28 protein-coding genes and 1 tRNA gene are annotated in these 25,594 nt (G+C 54.9%); 17 read left to right on the forward strand and 12 right to left on the reverse strand.

Annotated features, from left to right (window positions below; all coding sequences use genetic code 11):
- The first annotated feature begins 238 nt into the window (after positions 1–238).
- Complete coding sequence (locus AL515_RS20900) at positions 239–859, forward strand: TIGR04211 family SH3 domain-containing protein (protein ID WP_048213254.1); 621 nt, start codon at positions 239–241, stop codon at positions 857–859.
- A gap of 61 nt (positions 860–920) precedes the next feature.
- On the forward strand, positions 921–2,162 hold the full coding sequence (locus AL515_RS20905) for a multifunctional CCA addition/repair protein (RefSeq protein ID WP_061068605.1): 1,242 nt from the start codon (positions 921–923) through the stop codon (positions 2,160–2,162).
- Positions 2,163–2,223: 61 nt separating this feature from the next.
- Here the strand turns inward: AL515_RS20905 and bacA are convergent, their stop codons facing one another.
- Together bacA and folB are read right to left on the reverse strand one after the other, a co-directional pair.
- On the reverse strand, positions 2,224–3,042 hold the full coding sequence (gene bacA, locus AL515_RS20910; protein ID WP_048213256.1) for an undecaprenyl-diphosphate phosphatase: 819 nt from the start codon (positions 3,040–3,042) through the stop codon (positions 2,224–2,226).
- Between the two features lie 90 nt (positions 3,043–3,132).
- Positions 3,133–3,501, reverse strand: coding sequence for a bifunctional dihydroneopterin aldolase/7,8-dihydroneopterin epimerase (gene folB, locus AL515_RS20915; RefSeq protein ID WP_061068606.1), 369 nt, complete (start codon positions 3,499–3,501; stop codon positions 3,133–3,135).
- A gap of 106 nt (positions 3,502–3,607) precedes the next feature.
- On the opposite strand from folB, the gene plsY reads away from it, so the two are divergent.
- Complete coding sequence (plsY, locus tag AL515_RS20920; RefSeq protein ID WP_003024662.1) at positions 3,608–4,225, forward strand: glycerol-3-phosphate 1-O-acyltransferase PlsY; 618 nt, start codon at positions 3,608–3,610, stop codon at positions 4,223–4,225.
- Positions 4,226–4,256: 31 nt separating this feature from the next.
- Here the strand turns inward: plsY and ttdR are convergent, their stop codons facing one another.
- Positions 4,257–5,198 carry an L-tartrate utilization transcriptional activator TtdR gene (ttdR, locus tag AL515_RS20925; RefSeq protein ID WP_061068607.1) on the reverse strand — a complete coding sequence of 314 codons (942 nt, stop codon included), beginning with the start codon at positions 5,196–5,198 and terminating at the stop codon, positions 4,257–4,259.
- A 212-nt stretch (positions 5,199–5,410) separates the two neighbouring features.
- Here ttdR and ttdA point away from each other — a divergent pair, with 212 nt between their 5' ends.
- From ttdA to ureG, 10 genes are all read left to right on the forward strand, one after another.
- Entirely contained in the window at positions 5,411–6,319 is a 909-nt protein-coding gene (gene ttdA / locus AL515_RS20930; RefSeq protein ID WP_048213258.1) for a L(+)-tartrate dehydratase subunit alpha, read from the forward strand.
- Positions 6,316–6,921, forward strand: coding sequence for a L(+)-tartrate dehydratase subunit beta (gene ttdB, locus AL515_RS20935; RefSeq protein ID WP_003828447.1), 606 nt, complete (start codon positions 6,316–6,318; stop codon positions 6,919–6,921). The genes ttdA and ttdB overlap by 4 nt, the downstream gene beginning before the upstream one ends.
- A 48-nt stretch (positions 6,922–6,969) precedes the next feature.
- Positions 6,970–8,433 carry an anion permease gene (locus AL515_RS20940; protein ID WP_048213259.1) on the forward strand — a complete coding sequence of 488 codons (1,464 nt, stop codon included), beginning with the start codon at positions 6,970–6,972 and terminating at the stop codon, positions 8,431–8,433.
- 121 nt (positions 8,434–8,554) lie between these two features.
- Positions 8,555–9,379 (forward strand): urease accessory protein UreD, encoded by an 825-nt coding sequence (locus tag AL515_RS20945; protein WP_225807947.1) that lies wholly within the window; start codon positions 8,555–8,557, stop codon positions 9,377–9,379.
- A gap of 10 nt (positions 9,380–9,389) precedes the next feature.
- A complete protein-coding gene (locus AL515_RS20950; protein WP_003024678.1) occupies positions 9,390–9,692 on the forward strand; it encodes an urease subunit gamma in 303 nt (100 codons plus the stop codon).
- A 9-nt stretch (positions 9,693–9,701) separates the two neighbouring features.
- Positions 9,702–10,022, forward strand: coding sequence for an urease subunit beta (locus AL515_RS20955; RefSeq protein ID WP_061068609.1), 321 nt, complete (start codon positions 9,702–9,704; stop codon positions 10,020–10,022).
- Positions 10,015–11,718, forward strand: coding sequence for an urease subunit alpha (ureC, locus tag AL515_RS20960; protein WP_061068610.1), 1,704 nt, complete (start codon positions 10,015–10,017; stop codon positions 11,716–11,718). Before AL515_RS20955 ends, ureC begins: the two co-directional genes overlap by 8 nt.
- 9 nt (positions 11,719–11,727) lie before the next feature.
- Positions 11,728–12,186 carry an urease accessory protein UreE gene (gene ureE / locus AL515_RS20965; protein ID WP_061068611.1) on the forward strand — a complete coding sequence of 153 codons (459 nt, stop codon included), beginning with the start codon at positions 11,728–11,730 and terminating at the stop codon, positions 12,184–12,186.
- Positions 12,186–12,857 carry an urease accessory protein UreF gene (locus AL515_RS20970; RefSeq protein ID WP_061068612.1) on the forward strand — a complete coding sequence of 224 codons (672 nt, stop codon included), beginning with the start codon at positions 12,186–12,188 and terminating at the stop codon, positions 12,855–12,857. Before ureE ends, AL515_RS20970 begins: the two co-directional genes overlap by 1 nt.
- Before the next feature lie 9 nt (positions 12,858–12,866).
- Complete coding sequence (ureG, locus tag AL515_RS20975; RefSeq protein ID WP_003838095.1) at positions 12,867–13,484, forward strand: urease accessory protein UreG; 618 nt, start codon at positions 12,867–12,869, stop codon at positions 13,482–13,484.
- A gap of 37 nt (positions 13,485–13,521) precedes the next feature.
- Here the strand turns inward: ureG and tsaD are convergent, their stop codons facing one another.
- Positions 13,522–14,535 carry a tRNA (adenosine(37)-N6)-threonylcarbamoyltransferase complex transferase subunit TsaD gene (tsaD, locus tag AL515_RS20980; RefSeq protein WP_003024694.1) on the reverse strand — a complete coding sequence of 338 codons (1,014 nt, stop codon included), beginning with the start codon at positions 14,533–14,535 and terminating at the stop codon, positions 13,522–13,524.
- Between the two features lie 236 nt (positions 14,536–14,771).
- Between tsaD and rpsU the strand changes: the two genes are divergently transcribed.
- From rpsU to rpoD, 3 genes are all read left to right on the forward strand, one after another.
- Entirely contained in the window at positions 14,772–14,987 is a 216-nt protein-coding gene (gene rpsU, locus AL515_RS20990) for a 30S ribosomal protein S21 (RefSeq protein ID WP_001144069.1), read from the forward strand.
- A 234-nt stretch (positions 14,988–15,221) separates the two neighbouring features.
- Complete coding sequence (gene dnaG, locus AL515_RS20995) at positions 15,222–16,967, forward strand: DNA primase (protein ID WP_048213264.1); 1,746 nt, start codon at positions 15,222–15,224, stop codon at positions 16,965–16,967.
- Positions 16,968–17,199: 232 nt separating this feature from the next.
- Positions 17,200–19,047: an RNA polymerase sigma factor RpoD gene (rpoD, locus tag AL515_RS21000; RefSeq protein ID WP_003024699.1), complete on the forward strand. Its 1,848-nt coding sequence runs from the start codon at positions 17,200–17,202 to the stop codon at positions 19,045–19,047.
- A 45-nt stretch (positions 19,048–19,092) separates the two neighbouring features.
- On the opposite strand, the gene mug is transcribed toward rpoD, so the two are convergent.
- A complete protein-coding gene (gene mug / locus AL515_RS21005; protein WP_048213266.1) occupies positions 19,093–19,599 on the reverse strand; it encodes a G/U mismatch-specific DNA glycosylase in 507 nt (168 codons plus the stop codon).
- A gap of 124 nt (positions 19,600–19,723) precedes the next feature.
- Here mug and AL515_RS21010 point away from each other — a divergent pair.
- Positions 19,724–19,799 (forward strand) — tRNA-Ile (locus AL515_RS21010).
- Positions 19,800–19,934: 135 nt separating this feature from the next.
- Here the strand turns inward: AL515_RS21010 and AL515_RS21015 are convergent.
- The 7 genes from AL515_RS21015 to AL515_RS21045 all read right to left on the reverse strand — a co-directional run bounded on the left by AL515_RS21015 (position 19,935) and on the right by AL515_RS21045 (position 25,594).
- Positions 19,935–20,153, reverse strand: a complete 219-nt coding sequence (locus tag AL515_RS21015; protein ID WP_058215518.1) for an ogr/Delta-like zinc finger family protein — start codon at positions 20,151–20,153, stop codon at positions 19,935–19,937.
- A 67-nt stretch (positions 20,154–20,220) separates the two neighbouring features.
- On the reverse strand, positions 20,221–21,321 hold the full coding sequence (locus AL515_RS21020) for a phage late control D family protein (protein WP_061068613.1): 1,101 nt from the start codon (positions 21,319–21,321) through the stop codon (positions 20,221–20,223).
- Entirely contained in the window at positions 21,318–21,803 is a 486-nt protein-coding gene (locus tag AL515_RS21025) for a phage tail protein (RefSeq protein WP_040233918.1), read from the reverse strand. Before AL515_RS21025 ends, AL515_RS21020 begins: the two co-directional genes overlap by 4 nt.
- Positions 21,800–24,595, reverse strand: a complete 2,796-nt coding sequence (locus tag AL515_RS21030; RefSeq protein ID WP_061068614.1) for a phage tail tape measure protein — start codon at positions 24,593–24,595, stop codon at positions 21,800–21,802. The genes AL515_RS21025 and AL515_RS21030 overlap by 4 nt, the downstream gene beginning before the upstream one ends.
- Positions 24,588–24,707, reverse strand: a complete 120-nt coding sequence (locus AL515_RS21035) for a GpE family phage tail protein (protein ID WP_001397628.1) — start codon at positions 24,705–24,707, stop codon at positions 24,588–24,590. Before AL515_RS21035 ends, AL515_RS21030 begins: the two co-directional genes overlap by 8 nt.
- Before the next feature lie 14 nt (positions 24,708–24,721).
- On the reverse strand, positions 24,722–25,024 hold the full coding sequence (locus AL515_RS21040) for a phage tail assembly protein (RefSeq protein WP_061068615.1): 303 nt from the start codon (positions 25,022–25,024) through the stop codon (positions 24,722–24,724).
- A 54-nt stretch (positions 25,025–25,078) separates the two neighbouring features.
- Positions 25,079–25,594: a phage major tail tube protein gene (locus AL515_RS21045; RefSeq protein ID WP_001397630.1), complete on the reverse strand. Its 516-nt coding sequence runs from the start codon at positions 25,592–25,594 to the stop codon at positions 25,079–25,081.

Genomic DNA, 25,594 nt, shown 5'->3' on the forward strand with positions numbered 1-25,594 from the left:
CTTGTACTTATGGGTTATGTCACAGTTGAGAAAACTGACTGCGAACTAAGTTCGTTCTTTATGGTCAGTAGATAGTATTTTGCGCCAAATTGCCATGCAACGAGCAATTTGACGGGCGTAAAAGTTTCGGGTGGTGGCAAAAAGGACACAGATGATTCCGATTGATGTCGAATGCTTTGCGTAGAGACACTGATGCCACTACTATCGTTCCACTTTCTATGACAATAACGACAGCCTGATGCCAAAATTACGCCTGATTGGATTAACTTTACTCGCACTTAGCGCCACTGCAGTCTCTCATGCCGAAGAGAAGCGCTATGTCTCTGACGAACTGAACACCTGGGTCCGCAGCGGTCCGGGAGATAATTATCGCCTCGTGGGTACGGTTAACGCCGGCGAGGAAGTCACGCTATTACAGACCGATGCCAACACCAACTACGCCCAGGTGAAAGACAGCACCGGACGTACCGCCTGGATCCCACTGAAAGAGCTGAACAGTACGCCAAGCCTGCGTACCCGTGTACCCGATCTGGAAAACCAGGTTAAAACACTGACCGATAAGCTCAATAATATCGATACCACATGGAATCAGCGTACCGCCGATATGCAGCAAAAAGTATCGCAAAGCGACAGCGTGATCGACGGGTTGAAGGAAGAAAACCAGAAGCTGAAGAACGAGCTTATCGTGGCGCAAAAGAAGGTAAGCGCAGCCAACCTTCAGCTTGATGACAAACAGCGTACTATCATCATGCAATGGTTTATGTATGGCGGCGGCGTGCTGGGTCTTGGTCTGCTGCTCGGTCTGGTTCTGCCGCACATGATCCCAAGCCGTAAACGCAAAGATCGCTGGATGAACTGAATCGCCTTCTCCGCCACACTGACATATGATTAAGGGATGTTTTTTTCAAAAGGAAAGTGGCGTGAAGATTTATCTGGTCGGTGGTGCTGTTCGGGATGCGTTATTAGGGCTACCGATTAAAGATAAAGATTGGGTCGTTGTCGGTGCCACGCCGCAGGAGATGCTTGACGCGGGCTATCAGCAGGTAGGCCGCGATTTCCCCGTGTTTCTCCACCCACACTCCCGGGAAGAGTATGCGCTGGCACGCACCGAACGAAAATCGGGCTCAGGTTACACCGGATTCACCTGTTATGCCGCGCCAGATGTGACGCTGGAAGCCGATCTTCAGCGGCGCGACCTGACCATCAACGCAATGGCCCGCGATGACAACGGGGAGATTATCGACCCGTATAACGGACGCGACGATCTGGAAAACCGCCTGCTGCGTCATGTTTCCCCGGCCTTTAGCGAAGATCCGCTGCGCGTGCTGCGCGTGGCGCGCTTTGCTGCTCGCTATGCGCACCTTGGCTTTCGTGTTGCTGATGAAACCATGACGCTGATGCGCAACATGGCCGCCGCTGGAGAGCTGGAACACCTGACGCCAGAACGCGTGTGGAAAGAGACAGAAAGCGCCTTAACCACCCGCAACCCACAGGTATTTTTTCAGGTCCTGCGCGATTGCGATGCCTGCGGCGTGCTGTTCCCGGAAGTAGATGCTCTGTTCGGCGTTCCCGCGCCCGCGCAGTGGCATCCGGAAATCGATACCGGTATTCACACGCTGATGACGCTGTCGATGGCAGCCATGTTAAGCCCGGAGGTCGACGTGCGTTTCGCCACGCTGTGTCACGATCTCGGTAAAGCATTAACGCCTAAAGCGCTATGGCCGCGCCACCACGGCCACGGTCCGGCGGGCGTTAAGCTGGTCGAGCAACTGTGTCAGCGCCTGCGCGTGCCGAATGACATCCGCGACTTAGCCAAACTGGTAGCCGAGTTCCACGACCTGATTCATACCTTCCCGATCCTGCAACCGAAAACCATCGTTAAGCTGTTTGATTCCATCGATGCGTGGCGCAAACCGCAGCGCGTGGAGCAAATCGCCCTGACCAGCGAGGCCGACGTGCGTGGGCGAACCGGTTTTGAAGCGGCGGATTACCCGCAAGGCAGGCTGTTGCGTGAAGCCTGGCTGGTTGCACAGGCGGTTCCCACGAAAGATGTCGTGGAAGCGGGATTCAAAGGTCAGGCAATTCGTGAAGAACTGACCCGACGCCGCATCGCGGCGGTGGCCAACTGGAAGGAGAAGCGGTGTCCTAAACCCACCGCCTGAACGGATATCACCCGTAGGTCGGATAAGGCGAAACGCCGCCATCCGGCACCACGGTAAGTCATCAGAAGAACACGACGTAAACGGCAGCCGCCACAACAAAGCGGTAAATCGCAAACGGAATGAACGAGATACGCTTAATCAGCTGCAGGAAGGTTTTGATCGCCACCAGTGCCACGATAAACGCCGTCACAAATCCAACTGCAAACATCGGAATATCTGACGCGCTGAGGAACGACCAGCTTTTGTAGAGATCCAGCGCCGTCGCGCCCATCATCATCGGCACAGCCAGCAGGAAAGAGAATTCAGAGGCCGCGTAACGGCTCACCCCCATCAGCATACCGCCAGAAATCGTCGCTCCTGAGCGAGAAAAACCCGGCCACAGCGCGAGACACTGAAAACAGCCAATCATAAACGCCTGGCGATATGTCATATCATCCAGACCCGGCGCGCGCGGCTCTTTCGGTTTCAGGCACTCTGCGACAATCAGCAGCACGCCCCCCACCACCAGCGCATACATCACGTTGATCGGATTAAACAGTGACTTGATGGTGTCGTGGAAGACCAGCCCAAGGACAACGGCTGGAATCATCCCCAACAGGATATGCCCCAGCGTCAGCCGACCTTTACCAGTACCTTCATGCGGGGCCTTGCCAAAGTGAATGCCAATTAAACCAAACAGACGTCGCCAGAACATCACCACTACCGCCAGAATGGAACCCAGTTGGATCACGACTTCAAACGTTTTTGCGGTATCGCCCTCAAAACCTAACAAGTGGCCAACAATTATCATATGGCCGGTACTGGAAACGGGTAGGAACTCCGTCAGCCCTTCGACCACACCCAAAATTGCCGCCACCAGCAGCGAGTGCATATCACTCATCAATAAACCCCTAACGAAAGAGAAAAAGCACGGCAAAAAAGAGCCGACGTCAGGACTCTTTTATACCCGTTTGATTTAGAAATTATTAAATTAATTATTTTCTTTCAGATTATTGCCACGCTCAATAACGACCCCGACGTTTGCCGCACGGGCCACCGCACCAGGTTTGCTCAGCTTGATGCGCACCCACGGAGAATTAAAGCGGTTAAGTAGCAAATCCGCCACCTCTTCCGCCACACGTTCTACCAGCGCATAACGCCCACCTTCCACATGATTAACAACCGTTTGAGCAATATCAGCATAGCTCAGGCAATCAGCCACATCATCGCTTTTCGCCGCTTTGCGGTTATCCCACGCCATTTCGATATCGAACACCAACTGTTGTTCGATCGTTTGTTCCCAGTCGTAAACACCAATAGTGGTGATTACAGAAAGTTGCTCTATAAATACAATATCCATCACGACCTGCCTGCTTTTTGGCTAACCCGGATACCACTTCCGGCGAAATATGCGTATTATCCACAGAAGTAGCGTTTTACACGACATTTTCAAAACGGAACAGCTTATGAGTGCAATCGCGCCTGGAATGATTATCTTCGCGTACCTCTGTGGCTCAATTTCCAGTGCTATTCTGGTATGCCGCCTTGCTGGATTGCCGGACCCGCGCGACAGCGGCTCTGGGAATCCGGGCGCGACAAACGTGCTGCGCATCGGTGGCAAGGGAGCCGCCGTCGCGGTACTGATTTTCGACGTCCTGAAAGGTATGTTACCCGTCTGGGGTGCCTATGCGCTAGGCGTCAGCCCCTTCTGGCTGGGATTGATCGCAATCGCCGCCTGTCTGGGACACATTTGGCCGGTATTTTTCGGCTTTAAAGGTGGAAAAGGCGTTGCCACCGCCTTTGGCGCAATTGCGCCGATTGGCTGGGACTTAACCGGCGTGATGGCCGGAACCTGGCTACTAACCGTCCTGTTAAGCGGCTATTCGTCGTTAGGCGCTATCGTCAGTGCGCTGATCGCCCCTTTTTACGTCTGGTGGTTCAATCCCCAGTTCACTTTCCCGGTGTCCATGTTGTCGTGCTTAATTCTGCTTCGTCACCATGACAACATTCAGCGTCTGTGGCGTCGTCAGGAGCCGAAGATCTGGACCAAGCTAAAGAAAAAACGCGAAAAAGACCCCGAGTGATTTTATTGTCGGATAGCGACGCGTCGGTGTCTTATCCGGCCTCGGGGATGTGATACCCCTCCACCGGTTTGCCTAATCGGTTCTGACACCACGTCGCCAGAAACTCCACGCACACTCGAAGCTTCACGCTGCGATACAACGGCTCCTGATAAACCGCCCAGATATTGGCGCTTTGCGCATAGTCCGGTAGCACCCGCACCAGTTCACCGCTAGCCAGAAACGGTTGTACGTCCCATTCAGAACGCAGCATGATCCCTTTTCCCTGCAGCGCCCACTGCAGCACAATCTCACCGCTGTTAGAAGAAAGATGTCCCGCCACCTTAACCGACTTTTTCTCCTGACCGTTATCCAGTTCCCACACCCCGTGAGTCATATCCCGTTCTTTGGTGACCAGACAATCATGTCGAATTAATTCCTGTAACGTCATCGGCTCACCGTATTTTTGTAAATACGTCGGGGACGCACACAATATTCTTTTGTTTTTCGTTAACAAATGCGCAATATAATAATCAGGAATTTCATCATTGATACGAATATCCAAATCGATATTATCCTGCGCCAAATCAATTTGCCGATCGTAAAGTTCAAAATGTACCTGTAATTCAGGATAGCTGTGCATCAATTCGGTAATTGCCGGTGCAATATAACTGCGCCCAAAACCAAAGCTACAGCCGATACGAATCATCCCCGCCGGACGCGTTTTGAGTTGCGTAACGTCATCGACCAGATGCTGATAACCTGCGAGGATCGCCTGCGCATGTTCATAGCAACGCTGACCACTCTCCGTTAGCGCCACGCCGCGCGCCGAGCGGCTTAGCAGCGTCGTCCCCAGCGTAGACTCAAGGATCTGAATGCGTTTCGTCACAAACGCCGGCGTTTGCCCCAGCGTCGCAGCGGCGGCGCTAAAGCTGCCGCTATGCACAATTTCAACCAGCACCTGCAGGTCTTTCGCCAGGGGATACGTGTTCAGCATGATCGGTAATCCGTAATGTGGTTAACCGCAGTGTAATTCTCCCATACGTATTAAACCCTGCCCTGGCGCAATTTTTATTGCCTTATCTGGACATCATTCACGAACTGTTAATTAGATATTCACAGTGCCAAATAATATAAAACCACATTTTTAGTGGTAGTTTGTGGCGGAGAATTTATTTCCAGACAAATAAAAGAACTGGAGTTAATAAGATGAGCAATCAAAATAACCAACAAGCGATAACTACGCTGACGAACATTGTCGCCGACTTTACCGCCATGATTTCTACCCGCATGCCTGACGATGTTGTGGATAAATTAAAGCAACTGCGTGAAGGCGAAACATCAAAGATGGGTAAAATCATCTACCACACCATGTTTGACAACATGCAGAAAGCTATCGACCTGAATCGTCCGGCCTGTCAGGACACCGGGGAGATTATGTTCTTCGTGAAGGTCGGTTCCCGTTTTCCACACCTCGGCGAACTGCAAAGTATTCTGAAACAGGCCGTTGAAGATGCCACGGTAAAAGCGCCGCTGCGCCATAACGCGGTTGAGATTTTTGACGAAGTGAATACCGGAAAAAATACCGGCACCGGTGTGCCGTGGGTCACCTGGGACATCATCCCTGATAACGATGACGCGGAAATCGAAGTCTACATGGCAGGCGGCGGCTGTACGCTGCCGGGGCGCTCGAAAGTGTTAATGCCTTCTGAAGGCTATGAAGGCGTGGTGAAATTTGTCTTCGAAAATATCTCCACGCTGGCAGTCAACGCCTGTCCGCCGGTACTGGTGGGCGTGGGTATTGCCACCTCTGTAGAAACCGCTGCCGTGCTTTCTCGTAAAGCGGTGCTGCGCCCAATCGGATCACGCCATCCAAACCCAAAAGCGGCAGAACTGGAACTGCGCCTGGAAGAAGGACTTAACCGTCTGGGCATTGGGCCGCAAGGGTTGACCGGGAATAGCTCAGTGATGGGCGTGCATATCGAATCCGCCGCGCGCCACCCGTCGACTATCGGCGTTGCCGTCTCTACCGGCTGCTGGGCGCATCGTCGCGGCACGCTGTTGGTTCATGCCGACCTTTCCTTCGAAAACCTGTCTCACACCCGGAGCGCGTTATGAAAAAGATCCTCACAACCCCGATCAAAGCCGAAGATCTGGCAGACATTCGCGTTGGCGATGTCATTTACCTGACCGGTACGCTGGTGACCTGCCGTGACGTTTGCCACCGCCGCCTGATCGAACTGAAGCGCCCGATTCCTTATGACCTGAACGGCAAAGCCATTTTCCATGCGGGCCCGATCGTCCGTAAGAACGGTGAAAAATGGGAGATGGTCTCCGTCGGCCCAACTACCAGCATGCGTATGGAAGCGTTTGAGAAAGACTTTATCGAGCAGACGGGCGTCAAGCTGGTGGTCGGCAAAGGCGGCATGGGACCGCTGACGGAAGAAGGCTGCAAGCAGTTCAAAGCGCTGCACGTCATCTTCCCGGCTGGCTGTGCGGTCGTGGCGGCAACTCAGGTTGAAGAAATTGAAGAGGTACACTGGACTGAACTCGGCATGCCGGAATCTCTGTGGGTATGCAGGGTAAAAGAGTTCGGCCCGCTGATCGTTTCCATCGATACCCACGGCAATAACCTGATTGCCGAAAACAAAAAGCTGTTCGCTGAACGTCGCGATCCTATCGTCGATGAAATCTGCGAACACGTGCACTACATCAAATAACCCTCCCGGAGGGGCGTAACGCCTCTCCCTCTTCGCAGGGATACAACAATGGCACCTTTAGCTGGTTGGTGGCGATACCTGGCTCCGCTGGTGGTCATCGCCATTATTGCTGTTCTGCCCGTCCCCACCGGTCTTGAGAGTCACACCTGGCTCTATTTTGCCGTCTTTACCGGTGTGATTGTCGGGCTTATTCTGGAACCTGTACCGGGCGCGGTGGTGGCGATGATTGGCATTTCGATCATCGCCGTCCTTTCACCGTGGCTGCTGTTCAGCCCGGAGCAACTCGCGCAGGACGGTTTTAAATTTACCGCCAAATCGCTGTCGTGGGCGGTATCTGGATTCTCAAACTCGGTTATCTGGCTGATCTTCGCGGCCTTTATGTTTGGTACCGGCTATGAAAAAACCGGGCTCGGTCGGCGTATCGCGCTGATGCTGGTGAAAAAGATGGGACACCGGACGCTGTTTCTCGGCTATGCGGTGATGTTCTCAGAGCTGATCCTCGCTCCCGTCACGCCTTCCAACTCCGCGCGCGGAGCCGGAATAATCTACCCGATTATCCGCAACCTGCCGCCGCTGTATAATTCACAACCCAATAGCGCCAGTTCACGCTCCATTGGCTCGTACATCATGTGGATGGGCATTGTCGCTGACTGCGTTACCAGCGCTATTTTCTTAACGGCGATGGCACCTAATCTGCTGTTGATCGGCCTGATGAAAGGCGCGTCCCACACGGCGCTGAGCTGGGGCGACTGGTTCTTAGGCATGCTGCCGCTGAGCATTTTACTGGTGCTGATCGTGCCGTGGCTGGCGTACGTGCTGTATCCACCAGTGCTGAAATCCGGCGATCAGGTTCCACGTTGGGCGGATACAGAGCTAAAAGCGATGGGACCACTCTGCGCTCGCGAGAAAAAGATGCTGGTGCTGATGGTCGGCGCACTGGTGTTGTGGATTTTCGGCGGCGATTTTATTGACGCGGCGATGGTCGGATACAGCGTAGTGGCGTTGATGCTGGTTTTGCGCATCATCAACTGGGATGACATCGTCAGTAATAAAGCCGCGTGGAACGTCTTTTTCTGGCTGGCCTCGCTGATAACGCTCGCCACCGGACTGAACAACACCGGCTTTATCTCCTGGTTCGGCAAGCTGCTGGCAAACGGGCTGAGTGGCTATTCGCCGGTGATGGTGATGGTGGCGCTGATCGTGGTGTTCTACCTGCTGCGATACTTCTTTGCCAGCGCCACGGCGTATACCTCTGCCCTCGCGCCGATGATGATTGCCGCCGCGCTGGCGATGCCGGAAATCCCGCTACCGGTCTTCTGCCTGATGGTCGGCGCCGCCATTGGCCTGGGCAGTATTCTGACCCCGTACGCCACCGGTCCCAGCCCTATCTACTACGGCAGCGGTTATTTGCCGACGGTGGATTACTGGCGGCTCGGCGCTATTTTTGGCCTGATTTTCCTCGTGCTGCTGGTGATCACCGGTCTGCTCTGGATGCCCCTCGTTTTACTGTAATCTCCCTTGGGCGGCATATTGTCGCCCCTTTTTCCATAAGCTTCTCATATGATCGATTTCCCGATGCGCTGAGGCATACTTTTTTGTATGCAAACACCCTCATGCTGATAGGGGAAACGCTCTGGACACGGTTGCGCACGAGACACTCACACGGGGCTGGCAGGCCGAACTGGATCTGCATTTTACCCGCACCGGGCACAAAACGGTGCTCGCCTCGGCGCGTCATCATGGTCCATTGACGGTTCAGCGTCCGTTTTACCCGGAAGAGGAGGTCTGTCACCTCTATTTGCTGCATCCACCTGCGGGGATCGTTGGCGGAGATGAGCTTCATATTGCCGTCACGCTCGACGAAAACAGCCATGCGTTAATCACCCAGCCCGGCGCGGGCAAGTTTTATCGCAGCCGAGGGCCACAAGCGTTGCTGCGCCAGCACTTTACCCTCGCCTCGCACGCCACGCTGGAGTGGCTGCCGCAGGATACGATCCTCTTTCCCGGCACCAACGCTGTTATTCAGTCTGTATTTCACATCGCATCAGAGAGTCGTTTGCTGGCCTGGGATCTGTTGTGTCTTGGGCGACCGGTTATGCAAGAGACCTTCAGCCACGGCGTGCTGCAAAACCGTCTGGAAGTGTGGCGAGATGACCAGCCGCTGTTGATAGAACGCTTGCAGTTGCAGGAGGGAGAGCTGAGTGGAGTTGCGCATCATCCCTGGGTCGGCACGTTGCTGTGTTATCCGGCCAGCGAACACATGCTGGAGGGCACGCGCGAGCGGCTTACACCGCTTGGCGATTACGCCGGGGCAACGCTTAATGACTCGCTGCTAACAATCCGCTTTCTTGCCGACGACAACCTGATTGTACAGCGCGTTATGCGTGACATCTGGCAATTCCTGCGCCCGTTGCTGACACACAAAGCGCCTGTGCTACCGCGAATCTGGCAAACCTAAGAGAACCCTTATGGAACTGACCCCCAGAGAAAAAGACAAGCTGTTGCTGTTTACCGCCGCGCTGGTGGCGGAACGTCGCCTGGCCCGCGGGCTGAAGCTGAACTACCCGGAATCGGTGGCGCTGATTAGCGCTTTCATCATGGAAGGGGCGCGCGACGGGCAAACCGTGGCCGCGCTGATGGAGGACGGGCGTCACGTCCTGCGCCGCGATCAGGTGATGGAAGGCGTACCGGAAATGATCCCGGATATTCAGGTTGAAGCCACATTTCCGGACGGATCGAAGCTGGTCACCGTCCACAACCCGATCGTCTAAGGAGCGGCAATGATCCCAGGTGAATATCAGATCGCAAAAGGCAATATCGCTCTTAATCAGGGGCGGGAGATCTGCACGATCGTGGTGGAAAATCATGGCGACAGGCCCATCCAGGTGGGATCGCACTATCACTTTTTCGAAGTGAACCCGGCGCTGCGCTTTGACAGGCTGGCCGCACGCGGCTTTCGTCTGAACATTGCTGCGGGCACAGCGGTGCGTTTTGAGCCAGGACAAAAACGCGAAGTAGAACTGGTGCGCGTCGCTGGCGCACAAAGGATCGTCGGGTTTCGCAGTGAGGTGATGGGCGCGCTGGAGGCTAATAATGAGTAAAATTTCCCGGCAGGCGTACGCCGACATGTTTGGCCCAACCACCGGCGATAAAGTGCGCCTGGCGGATACCGACCTGTGGATCGAAGTAGAAAAAGACTTCACCACCTACGGCGAAGAGGTCAAATTCGGCGGCGGCAAAGTGATCCGCGACGGCATGGGCCAGGGGCAAATGCGCACCGATGCATGTGTGGATCTGGTAATAACCAACGCGCTGATCGTCGATCACTGGGGGATCGTGAAAGCGGATATCGGTATCAAAGCCGGCAGGATCTTCGCCATCGGCAAGGCAGGTAATCCCGATATTCAGCCCAACGTTACGATCCCGATAGGCGTGGGAACTGAAGTCATCGCCGGGGAAGGCAAGATCGTCACCGCAGGCGGCGTGGATACGCATATTCACTGGATCTGCCCACAGCAGGCGCAAGAGGCGCTGGTTTCCGGTGTGACAACGATGATCGGCGGCGGCACCGGTCCGGCCGCGGGCACTCACGCCACCACCTGTACGCCGGGTCCGTGGTACATCGCTCGCATGCTGCAGGCGGCAGACACGTTACCGGTTAACATCGGTTTACTGGGCAAAGGTAACGGCTCAAATCCTGACGCCTTGCGCGAGCAAATCACCGCGGGCGCCATTGGCCTGAAAATCCATGAAGACTGGGGCGCCACGCCTGCCGCCATCAACTGCGCACTGACCGTGGCCGACGAGATGGACATCCAGGTCGCGCTGCACAGCGACACGCTCAATGAGTCCGGTTTCGTGGAAGATACGCTGGCGGCGATTGGCGATCGCACCATTCATACTTTTCACACCGAAGGCGCGGGCGGCGGTCATGCGCCGGATATCATCACCGCCTGCGCGCATCCGAATATCCTGCCCTCCTCTACGAACCCGACGCTGCCCTATACCATCAACACCATCGACGAGCATCTCGACATGCTGATGGTTTGCCACCATCTCGATCCGGATATCGCCGAAGACGTGGCCTTTGCCGAATCACGCATTCGCCGGGAAACGATCGCTGCCGAAGATGTGCTGCATGACATTGGCGCCTTTTCCCTGACCTCGTCCGATTCACAGGCAATGGGGCGCGTGGGCGAAGTGATCCTGCGCACCTGGCAGGTGGCGCACCGCATGAAGACGCAGCGTGGAGCTTTGGCAGAAGAAACCGGTGACAACGACAACCTGCGCGTTAAACGCTACGTCGCCAAATACACCATTAATCCGGCGCTAACCCACGGTATCGCCCATGAAGTCGGCTCCGTTGAGCCTGGCAAACTGGCCGATCTGGTGCTGTGGTCACCGGCATTCTTTGGCGTAAAATCGGCGACGATCGTTAAAGGCGGGATGATCGTCTGTGCGCCGATGGGCGACATCAATGCCTCGATTCCCACCCCGCAGCCGGTGCATTACCGCATGATGTTCGGCGCACTTGGCGCTGCGCGGCATCACACCCGGCTGACCTTTATTTCGCAAGCCGCTGACGCGCAAAACATCGCGCAGCAGCTCAATCTGCAAAGCGCCATCGCCGTCGTCAAAGGCTGCAGAACGGTGAAAAAGGCTGACATGATCCACAACGACCTGCAACCCAATATCACCGTCGATGCTCAGACCTACGAGGTGCGTATTGATGGCGAATTGATTACCAGCGAACCGGCAAACGTTTTGCCGATGGCGCAACGCTATTTTCTGTTTTGAGGAGTGACGATGATCTACCTGACCCAACGCCTTGACCACGCTCACCGCGTCACCGCAAGCGTCACGCTACCCATTGATATGCGGGTAAAAAGTCGTGCCAGAGTGGCGCTGAACGACGGTCGCGAAGCCGGGCTGATGCTACCGCGCGGTTTGCTGTTACGCGGTGGCGACCTGCTGACCACCGACGATGGCAGCGAAGTGATTGAAGTGATCGCCGCGCCGGAGTCGGTTTCCGTGGTGCGCTGCGCCGATCCTTTCCTGCTCGCCAAAGCCTGTTATCACCTCGGCAATCGCCACGTTCCGCTGCAAATCCTGCCGGATGAACTACGTTACCACCACGATCATGTGCTGGACGCCATGCTGCGACAGTTCAACCTCGAGGTGGCCTTTGCTCAACTACCGTTTGAACCGGAAGCAGGCGCTTATGCCAGTGAATCACACGGGCATCATCACGGCCATGCGCACTGATGCATAACACCCAACAACTGCGTCTGATGCAGCTCGCCAGCAGCACACTCCCGGTGGGGTCGTTTACCTGGTCCCAGGGTCTGGAGTGGGCGGTGGAGATTGGCTGGGTGAAAAGCGTCGATGACTTCTCTGCCTGGCAAATTCAACAGATGGAGCAGAACTTTTTTACCGTCGACCTACCGCTGCTGGCGAGACTGTATCGCGCCTGCGAGCAGGACGATCTCGCTGCCGCACGCCGCTGGAACGCTTACCTGTTGGCCTGTCGGGAAACCCGCGAACTGCGGGATGAAGAACGCAGCCGGGGCGCGGCGTTTACGCGGCTGGTCACCGACTGGGAGGCGGATTGCTCGCGAGAGTGGCGCCCCCTCTTCGCCGACAGCCAACTCTGCGGCATGGCCTGGCTGGGCGTGCGCTGGAGAATTCCCCTGACCGAACTGGCGTTAAGCCTCGGCTACAGCTGGATTGAGAGCGCAGTGATGGCTGGCGTCAAACTGGTTCCCTTTGGTCAGCAGGCAGCCCAGCGTTTGATTATTGCGCTCTGCGATCGCTATGCGCAGGGTCTGGCACAGGCGCTGGCGTGTCCTGACGCCAGTCTCGGCTCCGCAACGCCGTTGGCCGCCATCGCCTCTGCCCGGCATGAAACGCAATATTCCCGATTATTCCGCTCCTGAGGAGAAAAAATGAGTAACTACAAGCATCCCCTGCGCGTAGGCGTTGGCGGCCCGGTCGGTTCCGGCAAAACGGCGCTGCTGGAAGCGTTATGCAAAGCCATGCGCAGCAGCTATCAACTGGCGGTGGTCACCAACGATATCTACACCAAAGAAGATCAGCGCATTCTCACCGAGGCGGGCGCCCTGGAGCCAGACAGGATCGTCGGTGTGGAAACCGGCGGTTGCCCGCATACCGCCATCCGCGAAGATGCATCGATGAATCTGGCTGCCGTAGAGGCGTTAAGCGAGAAATTCGGCAATCTGGATCTGATTTTTGTGGAAAGCGGCGGCGATAACCTGAGCGCCACCTTCAGTCCGGAATTAGCGGATCTGACGATCTATGTGATCGACGTTGCCGAAGGCGAGAAGATCCCGCGTAAGGGGGGGCCGGGGATCACTAAATCCGATTTTCTGGTGATCAATAAAACCGATTTGGCCCCTTACGTCGGTGCCTCGCTGGAGGTAATGGAACGCGATACCCTGCGCATGCGCGGCGAGCGTCCGTGGACGTTCAGTAATTTAAAATCCGGAGAGGGTCTGGAAAAAATTATCGCGTTTCTGGAAGAGAAGGGAATGCTGCGGATGTAGCGTCTTGCCCGGTAACATTGCGCCACCGGGCAAAAAATCACGCCGCCGGTAATTCCGCCAGAGGCCAGCGTGGGCGCACGGTTACGCCAAGATCCGCCGTTGCGCCCGCTTTAAAACGCACCATGCCCGCGTAGGCGATCATCGCCCCGTTGTCGGTACAAAATTCCGGACGCGCGTAAAATACTTCGCCACGACGTTTTTGCATCATTTCAGCCAGTTTTGCGCGCAGTGTACGGTTAGCGCTCACGCCCCCCGCCATCACCAGACGTTTAAAACCGGTTTGATCCAGCGCGCGTTTACACTTGATCATCAGCGTATCAACTACCGCATCTTCAAAGGCTCGGGCGATATCTGCGCGCGTTTGATCGTCATTTTCGTTATTACGAATGGTATTCGCGGCAAAGGTTTTCAGCCCGGAGAAGCTGAAATCCAGCCCCGGACGGTCGGTCATCGGGCGCGGGAAGACAAAGCGTTTTTCAACGCCTTGCGAGGCCAGCTTTGACAGCATTGGGCCGCCAGGGTAATCCAGCCCCAGCAGCTTGGCGGTTTTGTCGAACGCTTCGCCAGCAGCATCATCAATCGATTCGCCGAGTAATTCATACTGACCGATACCGGTGACGCTGATAAGCTGCGTGTGACCGCCAGAAACCAGCAGCGCGACGAACGGAAAAGCAGGCGGATTATCTTCCAGCATCGGCGCCAGCAGATGCCCTTCCATATGGTGCACAGGAATTGCTGGTACGCCCCAGGCGAACGCCAGCGAACGTCCTACGGTTGCGCCAACCAGCAGCGCGCCAACCAAACCAGGACCTGCGGTATACGCTACCGCATCAATCTCTTTTGCCGTCAGTCCCGCCTCTTTCAGCGCGGCCTGGATCAGCGGTACGGTTTTACGTACGTGATCGCGCGAGGCCAGTTCTGGCACTACGCCGCCGTAGTCAGCGTGTAATTTCACCTGACTATACAATTGGTTGGCTAAAAGACCTTTTTCATCGTCGTAAATGGCGATGCCGGTTTCATCGCAGGATGTTTCAATACCCAGTACACGCATGACTTGTTTTACCTCGCTCTATTACCGCGCAGTGTAGGACCAATGCGGGTTGATGTAAAACTTTGTTCGCCCCAGGAGTTCCGCTCGTGTATACTCCTTGTCCTTATAAAAGTCCCTTTCAAAATCGCGTCGGTGCTTTACAAAGCAGCAGCAATTGCAGTAAAATTCCGCACCATTTTGAAATAAGCTGGCGTTGATGCCAGCGGCAAACCGAATTTATTAAAGGTGAGAGTTACATGCCGGTAATTAAAGTACGTGAAAACGAGCCGTTCGACGTAGCACTGCGTCGCTTCAAGCGTTCATGCGAAAAAGCAGGTGTTCTGGCGGAAGTTCGTCGTCGTGAGTTCTATGAAAAACCGACTACCGAACGTAAGCGCGCTAAAGCTTCTGCTGTGAAACGTCACGCGAAGAAACTGGCTCGCGAAAACGCACGCCGTACTCGTCTGTACTAATCTATTGAGAGCCAAAGCTCTCAATTCAGACTGAGTTGTAGTTGTAAGGCCGTGCTTCCGGAAGGAATGCGCGGCTTATTTTCGTTTATGCATTGGCATATACACAAAATCATTCAGTATGCATCAAGGCGGCAAGTGAGTGAAGCCCCGGAGCTTACATAAGTAAGTGACAGGGGTGAGCGAGCGCAGCCAACACAGAGGCAGGCTGAAGGATGAAGTGTATAAAAGGGGCATATGGCTGGACGAATTCCACGCGTATTTATCAATGACCTGCTGGCAAGAACCGACATCGTCGATCTCATCGACGCGCGGGTAAAGCTGAAAAAGCAGGGCAAAAATTATCACGCGTGCTGTCCGTTCCATAACGAAAAAACCCCCTCTTTCACCGTAAACGGTGAAAAACAGTTTTATCACTGCTTTGGGTGTGGCGCGCATGGCAACGCCGTCGACTTTCTCATGAACTACGACAAGCTCGAGTTTGTGGAAACCGTCGAAGAACTGGCCGCAATGCACAACCTTGAAGTGCCCTATGAAGCAGGCAGTGGCCCCAGTCAGATAGAGCGCCATCAACGGCAAAGCCTTTATCAATTGATGGATGGCCTGAACACTTTTTATCAACAGTCTTTGATGCAACCCGCCGCTACCCCTGCGCGCCAGTACCTGGAAAAGCGAGGATTAAGTAGCGACGTTATCACCCGTTTTGCTATTGGTTTTGCCCCCCCCGGCTGGGACAACGTCCTGAAACGGTTTGGCGGCAATGCTGAAAATCGCAAATCGCTGGTCGATGCGGGGATGTTGGTTACCAACGATCAGGGACGCAGTTACGATCGCTTCCGCGAACGGGTGATGTTCCCCATCCGCGACAAACGTGGTCGGGTCATTGGTTTTGGTGGACGCGTGCTGGGCGATGCCCTGCCGAAGTATCTCAACTCCCCGGAAACCGATATTTTCCATAAAGGTCGCCAGCTGTATGGTCTTTATGAAGCCCAGCAGGATAACGCCGATCCACAGCGCCTGTTAGTGGTAGAAGGCTATATGGATGTGGTGGCGCTGGCGCAATACGGCATTAACTACGCCGTGGCATCCCTTGGGACGTCAACCACCGCCGATCACATCCAACTGTTGTTCCGCGCGACGAACAACGTAATTTGCTGTTACGACGGCGACCGTGCCGGACGCGACGCAGCATGGCGCGCACTGGAAACCGCACTGCCCTATATGACAGACGGACGCCAGCTACGCTTTATGTTTTTACCTGACGGCGAAGACCCCGATACGCTGGTGCGTAAAGAAGGGAAAGAGGCCTTTGAAGCCCGGATGGAGCAGGCGCTGCCGCTCTCCGCGTTTTTATTTAACAGCCTGTTGCCGCAGGTGGATTTGAGTACCCCAGACGGACGCGCACAGCTCAGCACGCTGGCATTACCGCTGATTACTCAGGTACCAGGCGAAACGTTGCGCATTTACCTGCGACAGGAGTTGGGAAACAAGCTCGGCATTCTGGATGACAGCCAGCTTGAACGTTTAATGCCAAAACTGGCAGAAAATGGGGCTTCCCGCCCGGTTCCACAGCTAAAACGTACGACCATGCGTATACTTATAGGGTTGCTGGTGCAGAACCCGGAGCTCGCCCCGCTGGTTCCACCGTTAGGCGCACTGGATAGCAATAAGCTGCCTGGACTTGGCTTATTCAGAGAACTGGTCAACACTTGTCTGGCTCAGCCAGGTCTGACCACCGGGCAACTTTTAGAACACTACCGTGGCACAAATGATGCTGCGACCCTTGAAAAACTGTCGATGTGGGACGATATAGCAGATAAAGATATCGCAGAAAAAACCTTCACCGACTCACTCAACCATATGTTTGATTCGATGCTTGAACTGCGCCAGGAAGAGTTGATAGCTCGTGAGCGCACACACGGTTTAAGCAGCGAAGAACGCCGGGAACTCTGGACGCTGAACCAGGAACTGGCCAGGAAATAAGAGAAAGACAAAATCATTCGCGTTGTATCAAGGCAGCAAGTAAACGAACGCAGCTAACGCAGAGACAACGTGAAGGATGAAGTATTTAACGGCTTAACTGCCGAATATCGATCGGGAAGCCCCCGACAGCCGCACGGAGAGGCAGCGGCAAAATATAAGTATGCCCTCGTTTTGCCGTTGGCGGTTTTACCGCCCAACACCAATCAAACGAATTAAGTGTGGATACCGTCTTATGGAGCAAAACCCGCAGTCACAGCTGAAGCTTCTTGTCCAACGTGGTAAGGAGCAAGGCTATCTGACCTATGCCGAGGTCAATGACCATCTGCCGGAAGATATCGTCGATTCAGATCAAATCGAAGACATCATCCAAATGATCAATGACATGGGTATTCAGGTGATGGAAGAAGCACCTGATGCCGATGATCTGCTGCTTGCTGAAACCTCCAACAGCACCGATGAAGACGCGGAAGAAGCGGCTGCCCAGGTTCTGTCCAGCGTTGAGTCCGAAATCGGTCGTACAACTGACCCGGTCCGCATGTACATGCGCGAAATGGGTACCGTTGAACTGTTAACCCGCGAAGGCGAAATCGACATCGCTAAACGCATCGAAGACGGGATTAACCAGGTTCAATGCTCCGTTGCCGAATACCCGGAAGCTATCACCTACCTGCTTGAGCAGTACGATCGCGTAGAAGCTGAAGAAGCACGTCTTTCCGATCTGATCACTGGCTTTGTCGATCCAAACGCGGAAGAAGACATGGCGCCAACGGCGACCCACGTCGGTTCTGAACTCTCTCAGGAAGAGATGGATGACGATGAAGACGAAGATGAAGAAGATGGCGACGACGACAGCAGCGATGACGACAACAGCATCGACCCTGAGTTAGCGCGTGAAAAATTCGGTGAACTGCGTACTCAGTACGAAATCACTCGCGACACCATCAAAGCGAAAGGCCGCAGCCATGCTGCCGCGCAGGAAGAAATTCAGAAGCTGTCCGAAGTGTTCAAACAGTTCCGCCTGGTGCCGAAGCAGTTCGACTACCTGGTAAACAGCATGCGCGTCATGATGGACCGCGTGCGTACTCAGGAACGTCTGATCATGAAGCTCTGCGTTGAGCAGTGCAAAATGCCGAAGAAAAACTTCATCACCCTGTTCACTGGCAACGAAACCAGCGAAACCTGGTTCAACGCGGCAATCGCGATGAACAAACCGTGGTCTGAAAAACTGCACGATGTGGCCGATGACGTTCACCGCGGCCTGCAGAAACTGCAGCAGATTGAAGAAGAAACCGGCCTGACCATCGAGCAGGTTAAAGATATCAACCGTCGCATGTCCATCGGTGAAGCGAAAGCCCGCCGTGCGAAAAAAGAGATGGTTGAAGCGAACTTACGTCTGGTTATCTCTATCGCTAAAAAATACACCAACCGTGGCCTGCAGTTCCTGGATCTGATTCAGGAAGGTAACATCGGTCTGATGAAAGCGGTGGATAAGTTTGAATACCGTCGTGGTTACAAGTTCTCCACCTATGCAACCTGGTGGATCCGTCAGGCGATCACCCGTTCGATCGCAGATCAGGCGCGTACCATTCGTATCCCGGTGCATATGATTGAGACCATTAACAAGCTCAACCGTATCTCCCGTCAGATGCTGCAAGAGATGGGCCGCGAGCCGACGCCGGAAGAGCTGGCTGAACGCATGCTGATGCCAGAAGACAAGATCCGTAAAGTGCTGAAGATCGCGAAAGAGCCTATCTCCATGGAAACGCCGATCGGCGACGATGAAGATTCGCATCTGGGTGATTTCATCGAGGATACCACCCTCGAGCTGCCGCTGGACTCTGCGACCACCGAGAGCCTGCGTGCCGCAACGCACGACGTTCTGGCTGGCCTGACCGCCCGTGAAGCGAAAGTTCTGCGTATGCGTTTCGGTATCGACATGAACACCGACCACACGCTGGAAGAAGTCGGTAAACAGTTCGACGTTACCCGTGAACGTATCCGTCAGATCGAAGCGAAAGCACTGCGTAAACTGCGCCACCCGAGCCGCTCTGAAGTACTGCGTAGCTTCCTCGACGATTAATCTCGCCACATAAGCATAAACGCCACCGCAAGGTGGCGTTTTTCTTTATAGTCCCCGCCTGAGCAGGGCGTCGTTCACTTCCCGATACGCTTCCACCAGTTTATCCAGCGTGATCCGGCTTAACCCGCTGGGATTCGGCAATACCCATAATTGCGTCGCGCCAATGGTCAACGTCTGCTTCCCCCACTGCGCCCCACGCTGGCTAAGGCCCTGCTCAAAGGCCTGCTTACCGAGGATTGCGAGCGCGGCGGGCTGATACTCTTCTATTTTCTCAATAAGCAGACGACCGCCGCTACGCATTTCCTGTAGCTTCACTTCATTGGCTTGCACCGTTGGTCTGTCGACAAATTTCGTCACGCCGCAGCGGAAATCCAGCAGATGCTGTGCCTCTTCAGGTTTAAGCTGGCGATCGGTAAATCCCGCCTGATGGATAACCTTCCAGAAGCGATTCGCGGGATGCGCAAAGGGAAATCCTGTACCCGCAGAAGAGAGCCCCGGATTGATGCCGCAAAATACTACCCGCAGCCCCGGTGCCAGTATGTCCTTAACCATAATTACTCCGAACAATACATCAAGGGACAAGTATAACGGACTGAAAATACATTGTTTATAAAAACAGCATCCGTACGCTTATGTCTGGATTGCAACGCGGAGTTACTTTATAATCCACCGCCACGGCCCCTTAGCTCAGTGGTTAGAGCAGGCGACTCATAATCGCTTGGTCGCTGGTTCAAGTCCAGCAGGGGCCACCAAATTTTAGCTTTAAAATCATATAATTAAGCCACTCGAAAGAGTGGCTTTTTTATTTAATAGAACCTCATTGGCAGCAAAATGGCAGCAGAATTTTTACTGCCTCCAATAAAAAACCCGCCGAGGCGGGTTTCTTGTTAGAAATTCATGTGGCCTTGACCACTGTTTAATGGGTGTGGCGGAGCGTGATCGATTAGTCCAGGGGTGACAATAAAGCGCACCACTGTTTCATGTGTGACAAAGGTGGTGCCACAATTAATATTCTGGCACTGGCAGTAACGCTCCTTAGTGTTATCAGATACCCGAAAGCTGCTACGAGTATGCGCCGCATGTCCACATTTCGGACAATTCATCATATCCGTTTCCCCCACCAATTCCTGCAATCACATAATGATACACTACACATCCATTTTGTGAACAAATTCATTCCATTTCTAAATCATCAATCTTTACTTCAAGCTCTATGCTGGTCGTAAATCCATTATCCGGGCTGACAGAATGCGTCAGGGTGGTAATGGTCCATTCTGCATCATCGATTGGCTGCTTAAACCCTGTAACCTTCACCGGCATTTCCGTATAGAGATCAGCCCGCCCCTCAGCGAGCTGCAGGGAAAATGAAGCAACCCCACGCTGCAGACGTTCCCACTGCATTTTTGCTGCGCGCTCTGCATTGCTCCGGTTGGCGTAGGTACGATTAAGAACCAGCACATTTTCATCCGTTCCCACCAGATAATCGCCCTGTTTTGCTTCCGGCTCTTTGGGTGTGGTGGTTTTCTTTCGACGACGCTTAACACTGGTTGTCTCTTTTTTCCTGGGTTCACGCGTATGCAACCAGCTGGCAATAACACCGGTATAGGCACCACGATCAGCAAGGGTGAACCGATGACCGTCACCGGCTTTGCGCGTTATGGTGATAACCGGCAGCGGCTTGCCGCTCGCCGTTCTTCCCTGTCCCTGCCGGATAAACAGCAGATTCCCGTCCTTAACGGAAGCAATCGCCCCATACTGTCTCGCCAGTTTCATCAGAAAACTTGCATCGCTTTCATTGGTCTGGTCCAGATGATCCAGCGCCTTATCCGTCAGGTCTTTACCCAGCGCCATTTTGAGGTTATGCCGGGCGGCGATTTCCTTTACCACCTCCCCCACCGTTGTCTGATGCCATGATTTTTCGCGCCGTGTATTGAGGGTTTCACGGAAATCTGCGCTACGCGCCCGGATGGTCAATCGGTCAGGGGCACCGCTGTGTTCAATTTCATCCACGGTAAAAGCCCCTTTAGGGAAAAGCGGCTGGCCTTTCCAGCCCAGCGCCAGCTGAATCACTGCCCCACGTCGCGGCAGAGCAATCAGACCGTCGGCGTCGTCCAGTTCCAGATCAAGCTGATCCGCTTCAAAGCCCCGGTTATCCGTCAGCGTCAGACTCATCAGGCGGGTATCCAGCACGGTCGTCACGTCCTTACCTTCAATGACGATACTGAAAGCCGGGCTTTTGCTGTTCAGATTCAGGAGATCAGAATTAAAGTTCACTGCAGCAATCCTCCAGCCGTGTTTTTAATCCCCTCAATCGCAGAGGCAGCAGAGTCCTGCAGGTTGCTGAGCTGGTCACTCAGGCTGCCGAACATATCCGCCAGCGACTCATCCACCCTTTTCAGTGACAATGAGAACTCAATGCGGCGCGGCATCCCGTCCCGGAAAAACTCTGCTTTCGTCTGGTTCAGCCCCTCGATCACATACATGCCATAAATCGTGCCGCTGCCCTCGATCAGGGGCCACGCCTTGCCCAGCTCCGCCATCTGTTCCAGCGCCAGCATGGACAGCCTGCCGCCGGTAATTTCCGGCAACAGCACCCCGGATAGCGTCAGCGTGTCATTATCCGGCCCCAGAAATTGCGTGGTGGCGCGGCGATTTACGCGGCTGTTTGTCGCATGGCGCCAGCTGCGCTGATACTGCAGTTCCTGATAAGGGACCGTGCGCAGCTCGAAAACAAATAATCCCAGCACCATCATCATGAGTCATAGCCCCCCTGATCGCTGTAGTTACTCCGGGCCTTCGCCCTGATCCGGCGGTCACGCTCATCGAGCTGTCGCGCCACCTCTCGCGCAATGTCCTGCGCATTCTGTCCTGGCTGCGCCTGGATAATAATCTGCGTGGGGGCGTCCACACGGATAACCGGCTGTACGCTGGCGCTCTGGCCCATCATTGCGGCGCCTGCTTTTACCGGCAGGCTAAACGGATGAAGCGGTGCCGCATCGACCGGCGCCGCAGCCACCCCCATCATCCCGGCAACCACCGAGGCCAGCGCCGCTGTGCGTCGCCTGCTGGTTACGTTTACCGGGCCGTTGATAATCTCCGGGCCGTTCTCCCCCACGATGCCAAACTGCCCGCGCGGGATATTACCGCCGGTGTCATACATCCCCGCATAAGCCGGGAACCCGCCTGGCGGCAATATCACGCTGCCGTTACCGCCCACTGTGGCAGGCGTCTGATTTGGCATCCTGGCGCTGGCGGCCTCTTTGTTAACCAGACCAAGTTTATCCAGCAACCAGATCACACCGGATTTCAGAGATTCCAGCGGATGCAGCGCCATGTTCAGCCCTTCCGCCACCATTTCCCCGAACAAACGCCCCATTGATGCCGCACTCTGCAGCTCTGCCGCCGTCGATTTAACTGGCGTCAGCAAGTCGGTAAACCAGCCCCACAACTCCCGGACCTTATCTCCTACCCACTGAAAAATAGGCATTAGCGGAGTGAAGGCTGACAGGATAGGCGCTGCCGCCGCTTTGAACCCTTCCACCACGCCACCCAGAAAGGTGCTGATAGGCTGCCAGTATTTCCAGACCACCATCGCCACCCCAGCCAGCGCAGCCACCACCAGACCGATCGGACTCAACAGCGCGCCAAGCAGACTACCCACAGAAAACAGCGCCACGCGCAGCACTGCCAGCGGGCCGGAAACCAGTAAACGCAGCACTCCGCCCGTGCGGGTCGCTGCATCAGCGGTGGACGGTAACGCCTTAACCGCCAGCATCGACAGCGCGAACCGGATCACCGCAATCGGCCCCAGCACTGCAGCCACCGCCACCGCCAGCGTACCCAGCCCGACAGTGATCGCCGCCGTCGCCGCAGCCACTTTCATCAGCGTGCCAGCCAGCACAGGATTCTGCTCAACCCAGCGCCGAAGCGCCCCGGTCACGCCTTTAACCATGCTCATGATATCCATCAGCGGCTGGCGCAGCGTTTCCCCCATGCTACTGAAAGCGTTCTGCGCGCCCGTCTTAACCAGCAACCACTGCGCAGACAATGAATCCTTGTTGATGTCGGATTCTTTCTGCATGGAGCCATTAGCATCGCTGCCTGCAGTGAGTTTCAGCTGGCGCTGCAGCTCCGGCAGGTTGTTTGCCAGTTTTGCGGCATCATCGCCAAACTCTTTGCCAAAAATCATCGTCATTGCAGACAGGCGCTTATCCTGCGGCAGCTTGTTGACCTTCTCCAGTACGCGTTGAATAGTGCCCATGGCATCCGTAGCCATCTGTTTTTCAATCTTTTCTGGATCGAGTTTCAGCAGATCCATACCTTCCATGAACCGCTTGCTCTGCATGGTTGCAATCGACAGTTCGCGCACCATCGCATTTGATGCGCTGGCGGCAATTTCTGGCGCGGCGCCCAGAGACAGGAAAGTGGAACCCAGCGCGGCCGCCTTGCGGAAATCAAGCCGGTCGGCCACGCCCCCCATTCGCTGCAGGACGTTGATAATGTCCCCACCCTTTGACATGGCGTTATCGTCCAGGTAGTTCAGCGCATCGCCCAGTTGTTCAATATTGCGCGTCGGCACTTTATAGAGCTGCGCGATTTTCCCCAACCCTTCCGCCAGTTCATCGGCTGGCAGCTCAAAGGCCGTTGCAGCTTTTGCCGCCGTGGATGCAAAGGCCAGCAGGTCACGTTTCTGGTCTTCGTAAGTATCGTCTTGGTTGGTCACGCCCATGCGCGCGCCCCCCTCAACCAGCGCGGCATAGTCTATAGCACCATTCTCCATCGGTAGCTGCTCACTGGCAGCCTTGATGGCATTCTGCATGTCATAAAACTGCTTTGTACGGTTGCCGTTATCGTCCCGCAGCCCGTTTACCTGCTTTGCCACGCCTTTCATGGCATCTTCCATACTGGCGTAGCTCTTAACTGCAGCCATAACCGGCGCGCCCATTGCCAGCCCCGCTGCCGTGGTGGTAGCACCTGCCCCGGCGATACGATCCCGCACCTCAAGGCGTCTGGAATATTGCTCACGGGCAGCATTCATTTTTGCCTGCTGTTCACCCAGACGTTTCAGGGATTTCTGCTGACGCTCCAGAGCTTGCCTTGTTTCATCTGCATTTTTCCGCAGTTCCCGCTGTGCGCTACTTAGCTGTTTAGTATCGATCCCGGATTCTTTCAGCGCCTGCCGCTGTCTTTGTACCGAACCCAACAGACCGTTGTATGTCTGCTGCAGTTCCTGTACGCGGGTTTTCGCATGGCTAAATAACTTGGCCTGAGCAGCGGTTGGGCGGTTTGTTGCAGTAAACTGGGTGGCAAGTTTTGCGGCTTCTTCGCGTGCGGCGTTGAGATTTTTTGCAGTAATAGCAAGCTGTGACCTGGTTTTACGGAATTCATCAATACGCGCGGCCTGCTTATTCAGTTCTTTCAGGCTATTCCGGGTGGTTTGAAGCACAGCAGCCAGCTCTCTCGAGCTGGCCTGCGCGGATCGAAATGGGCGGGAGAGCTTGTCAACCGCATTCAGAATCACCTGCAGACGCAGGTTATTGTCACTCATCGCTGGCCCCGCTTCTCTGAATCGCTTTGTGCCGCCACTCCAGCACCTCAGTCAGCGGCATAACGTCAGTGATGGACGGCGACCAGTGAAAGATGGTGGCGATATCCGCCACTAGGTCATCAATCGTCAGGCTGTCGGTAAACCGGCAAGCACCGACTTCTTCAACAAAAAAGTTACCACCTCTACCGACAGTGCGGTGAGATCGGCGGGGTCCAGTTCAGCCATTTCCTGTGCGGTCAGCGTCGGGTTGGAAATACGCGGGATCACTGTCATCATGGCCCCCACGTCCATATCCATAATGGCCTGCAGGCGGGTGCCGCGCAGCGCACCGGACTGAGGCTTACGCAGCACAATTTCGGTGATTTGGGTTTTACCGCGCATGATGGGAGTATCCAGTTGTACGGTTTTTTCAGTCAGCTTGTCGCTCATGTTCGTTTCCTGTTAATTAGATACTGGCGCGGATCACCGCGCCGTTAAGTTCAATCAGAGGCCAAGGGCGTTACGGTGCGCTTCCATCAGGTCCACGCCGTCAACGATTTCAATCATGTTGACCACATCAACCTCATAGAGCACCTCGCCGTTAATGGTCAGCTTCGCGTAACTGTTGGTGCTGCTGACTTTGGTGGCGCTACTTTCTCCGGTTTTCCACTCGCCGGAATCCACCTCTTTATGACGCCCCCGCACAACCAGCTCAACGGCCTGCACTTCGCCGGTATCGTCACGCTGAATAGAGCCGGTAAAACGCAACTGGATACCGTCCACCGTGGCAGCTCCCATCTGTTTGAATAACAGCAGTTCGGTGCCGCCGATTGAAAATTCCGTGTCCAGTGCGCCGTCATCCAGCCCCATATCCACATCCACCGCGCCCGGCATACCGCCGCCGCGATACTTCTCAAACTTGCGGGTGAATTTCGGCAGGGTCAGGGACTCAACGATCCCCTGCCAGTTGTTCCCGTCGTTGAACAGGTTCAGGTGTTTTAACTTGCGTGGTAATGCCAT

The organism is Citrobacter sp. FDAARGOS_156, assembly GCF_001559235.2.
Classification (GTDB): Bacteria; Pseudomonadota; Gammaproteobacteria; order Enterobacterales; family Enterobacteriaceae; genus Citrobacter; species Citrobacter youngae.

Bases quoted from the DNA above. Each gene is read 5' to 3' on its own strand.
- ureG (WP_003838095.1), top strand. From the start codon at position 12,867: ATGAGTAACTACAAGCATCCCCTGCGCGTAGGCGTTGGCGGCCCGGTC.
- ttdR (WP_061068607.1), bottom strand. From the start codon at position 5,198: ATGCTGAACACGTATCCCCTGGCGAAAGACCTGCAGGTGCTGGTTGAA.
- dnaG (WP_048213264.1), top strand. From the start codon at position 15,222: ATGGCTGGACGAATTCCACGCGTATTTATCAATGACCTGCTGGCAAGA.
- rpsU (WP_001144069.1), top strand. From the start codon at position 14,772: ATGCCGGTAATTAAAGTACGTGAAAACGAGCCGTTCGACGTAGCACTG.
- mug (WP_048213266.1), bottom strand. From the start codon at position 19,599: ATGGTTAAGGACATACTGGCACCGGGGCTGCGGGTAGTATTTTGCGGC.
- ureC (WP_061068610.1), top strand. From the start codon at position 10,015: ATGAGTAAAATTTCCCGGCAGGCGTACGCCGACATGTTTGGCCCAACC.
- AL515_RS21045 (WP_001397630.1), bottom strand. From the start codon at position 25,594: ATGGCATTACCACGCAAGTTAAAACACCTGAACCTGTTCAACGACGGG.
- AL515_RS20970 (WP_061068612.1), top strand. From the start codon at position 12,186: ATGCATAACACCCAACAACTGCGTCTGATGCAGCTCGCCAGCAGCACA.
- tsaD (WP_003024694.1), bottom strand. From the start codon at position 14,535: ATGCGTGTACTGGGTATTGAAACATCCTGCGATGAAACCGGCATCGCC.
- AL515_RS20950 (WP_003024678.1), top strand. From the start codon at position 9,390: ATGGAACTGACCCCCAGAGAAAAAGACAAGCTGTTGCTGTTTACCGCC.
- ttdB (WP_003828447.1), top strand. From the start codon at position 6,316: ATGAAAAAGATCCTCACAACCCCGATCAAAGCCGAAGATCTGGCAGAC.
- AL515_RS20940 (WP_048213259.1), top strand. From the start codon at position 6,970: ATGGCACCTTTAGCTGGTTGGTGGCGATACCTGGCTCCGCTGGTGGTC.
- AL515_RS20900 (WP_048213254.1), top strand. From the start codon at position 239: ATGCCAAAATTACGCCTGATTGGATTAACTTTACTCGCACTTAGCGCC.
- ureE (WP_061068611.1), top strand. From the start codon at position 11,728: ATGATCTACCTGACCCAACGCCTTGACCACGCTCACCGCGTCACCGCA.
- AL515_RS20955 (WP_061068609.1), top strand. From the start codon at position 9,702: ATGATCCCAGGTGAATATCAGATCGCAAAAGGCAATATCGCTCTTAAT.
- ttdA (WP_048213258.1), top strand. From the start codon at position 5,411: ATGAGCAATCAAAATAACCAACAAGCGATAACTACGCTGACGAACATT.
- rpoD (WP_003024699.1), top strand. From the start codon at position 17,200: ATGGAGCAAAACCCGCAGTCACAGCTGAAGCTTCTTGTCCAACGTGGT.
- AL515_RS21030 (WP_061068614.1), bottom strand. From the start codon at position 24,595: ATGAGTGACAATAACCTGCGTCTGCAGGTGATTCTGAATGCGGTTGAC.
- plsY (WP_003024662.1), top strand. From the start codon at position 3,608: ATGAGTGCAATCGCGCCTGGAATGATTATCTTCGCGTACCTCTGTGGC.
- AL515_RS21025 (WP_040233918.1), bottom strand. From the start codon at position 21,803: ATGATGATGGTGCTGGGATTATTTGTTTTCGAGCTGCGCACGGTCCCT.
- folB (WP_061068606.1), bottom strand. From the start codon at position 3,501: ATGGATATTGTATTTATAGAGCAACTTTCTGTAATCACCACTATTGGT.
- AL515_RS21015 (WP_058215518.1), bottom strand. From the start codon at position 20,153: ATGATGAATTGTCCGAAATGTGGACATGCGGCGCATACTCGTAGCAGC.
- bacA (WP_048213256.1), bottom strand. From the start codon at position 3,042: ATGAGTGATATGCACTCGCTGCTGGTGGCGGCAATTTTGGGTGTGGTC.
- AL515_RS21040 (WP_061068615.1), bottom strand. From the start codon at position 25,024: ATGAGCGACAAGCTGACTGAAAAAACCGTACAACTGGATACTCCCATC.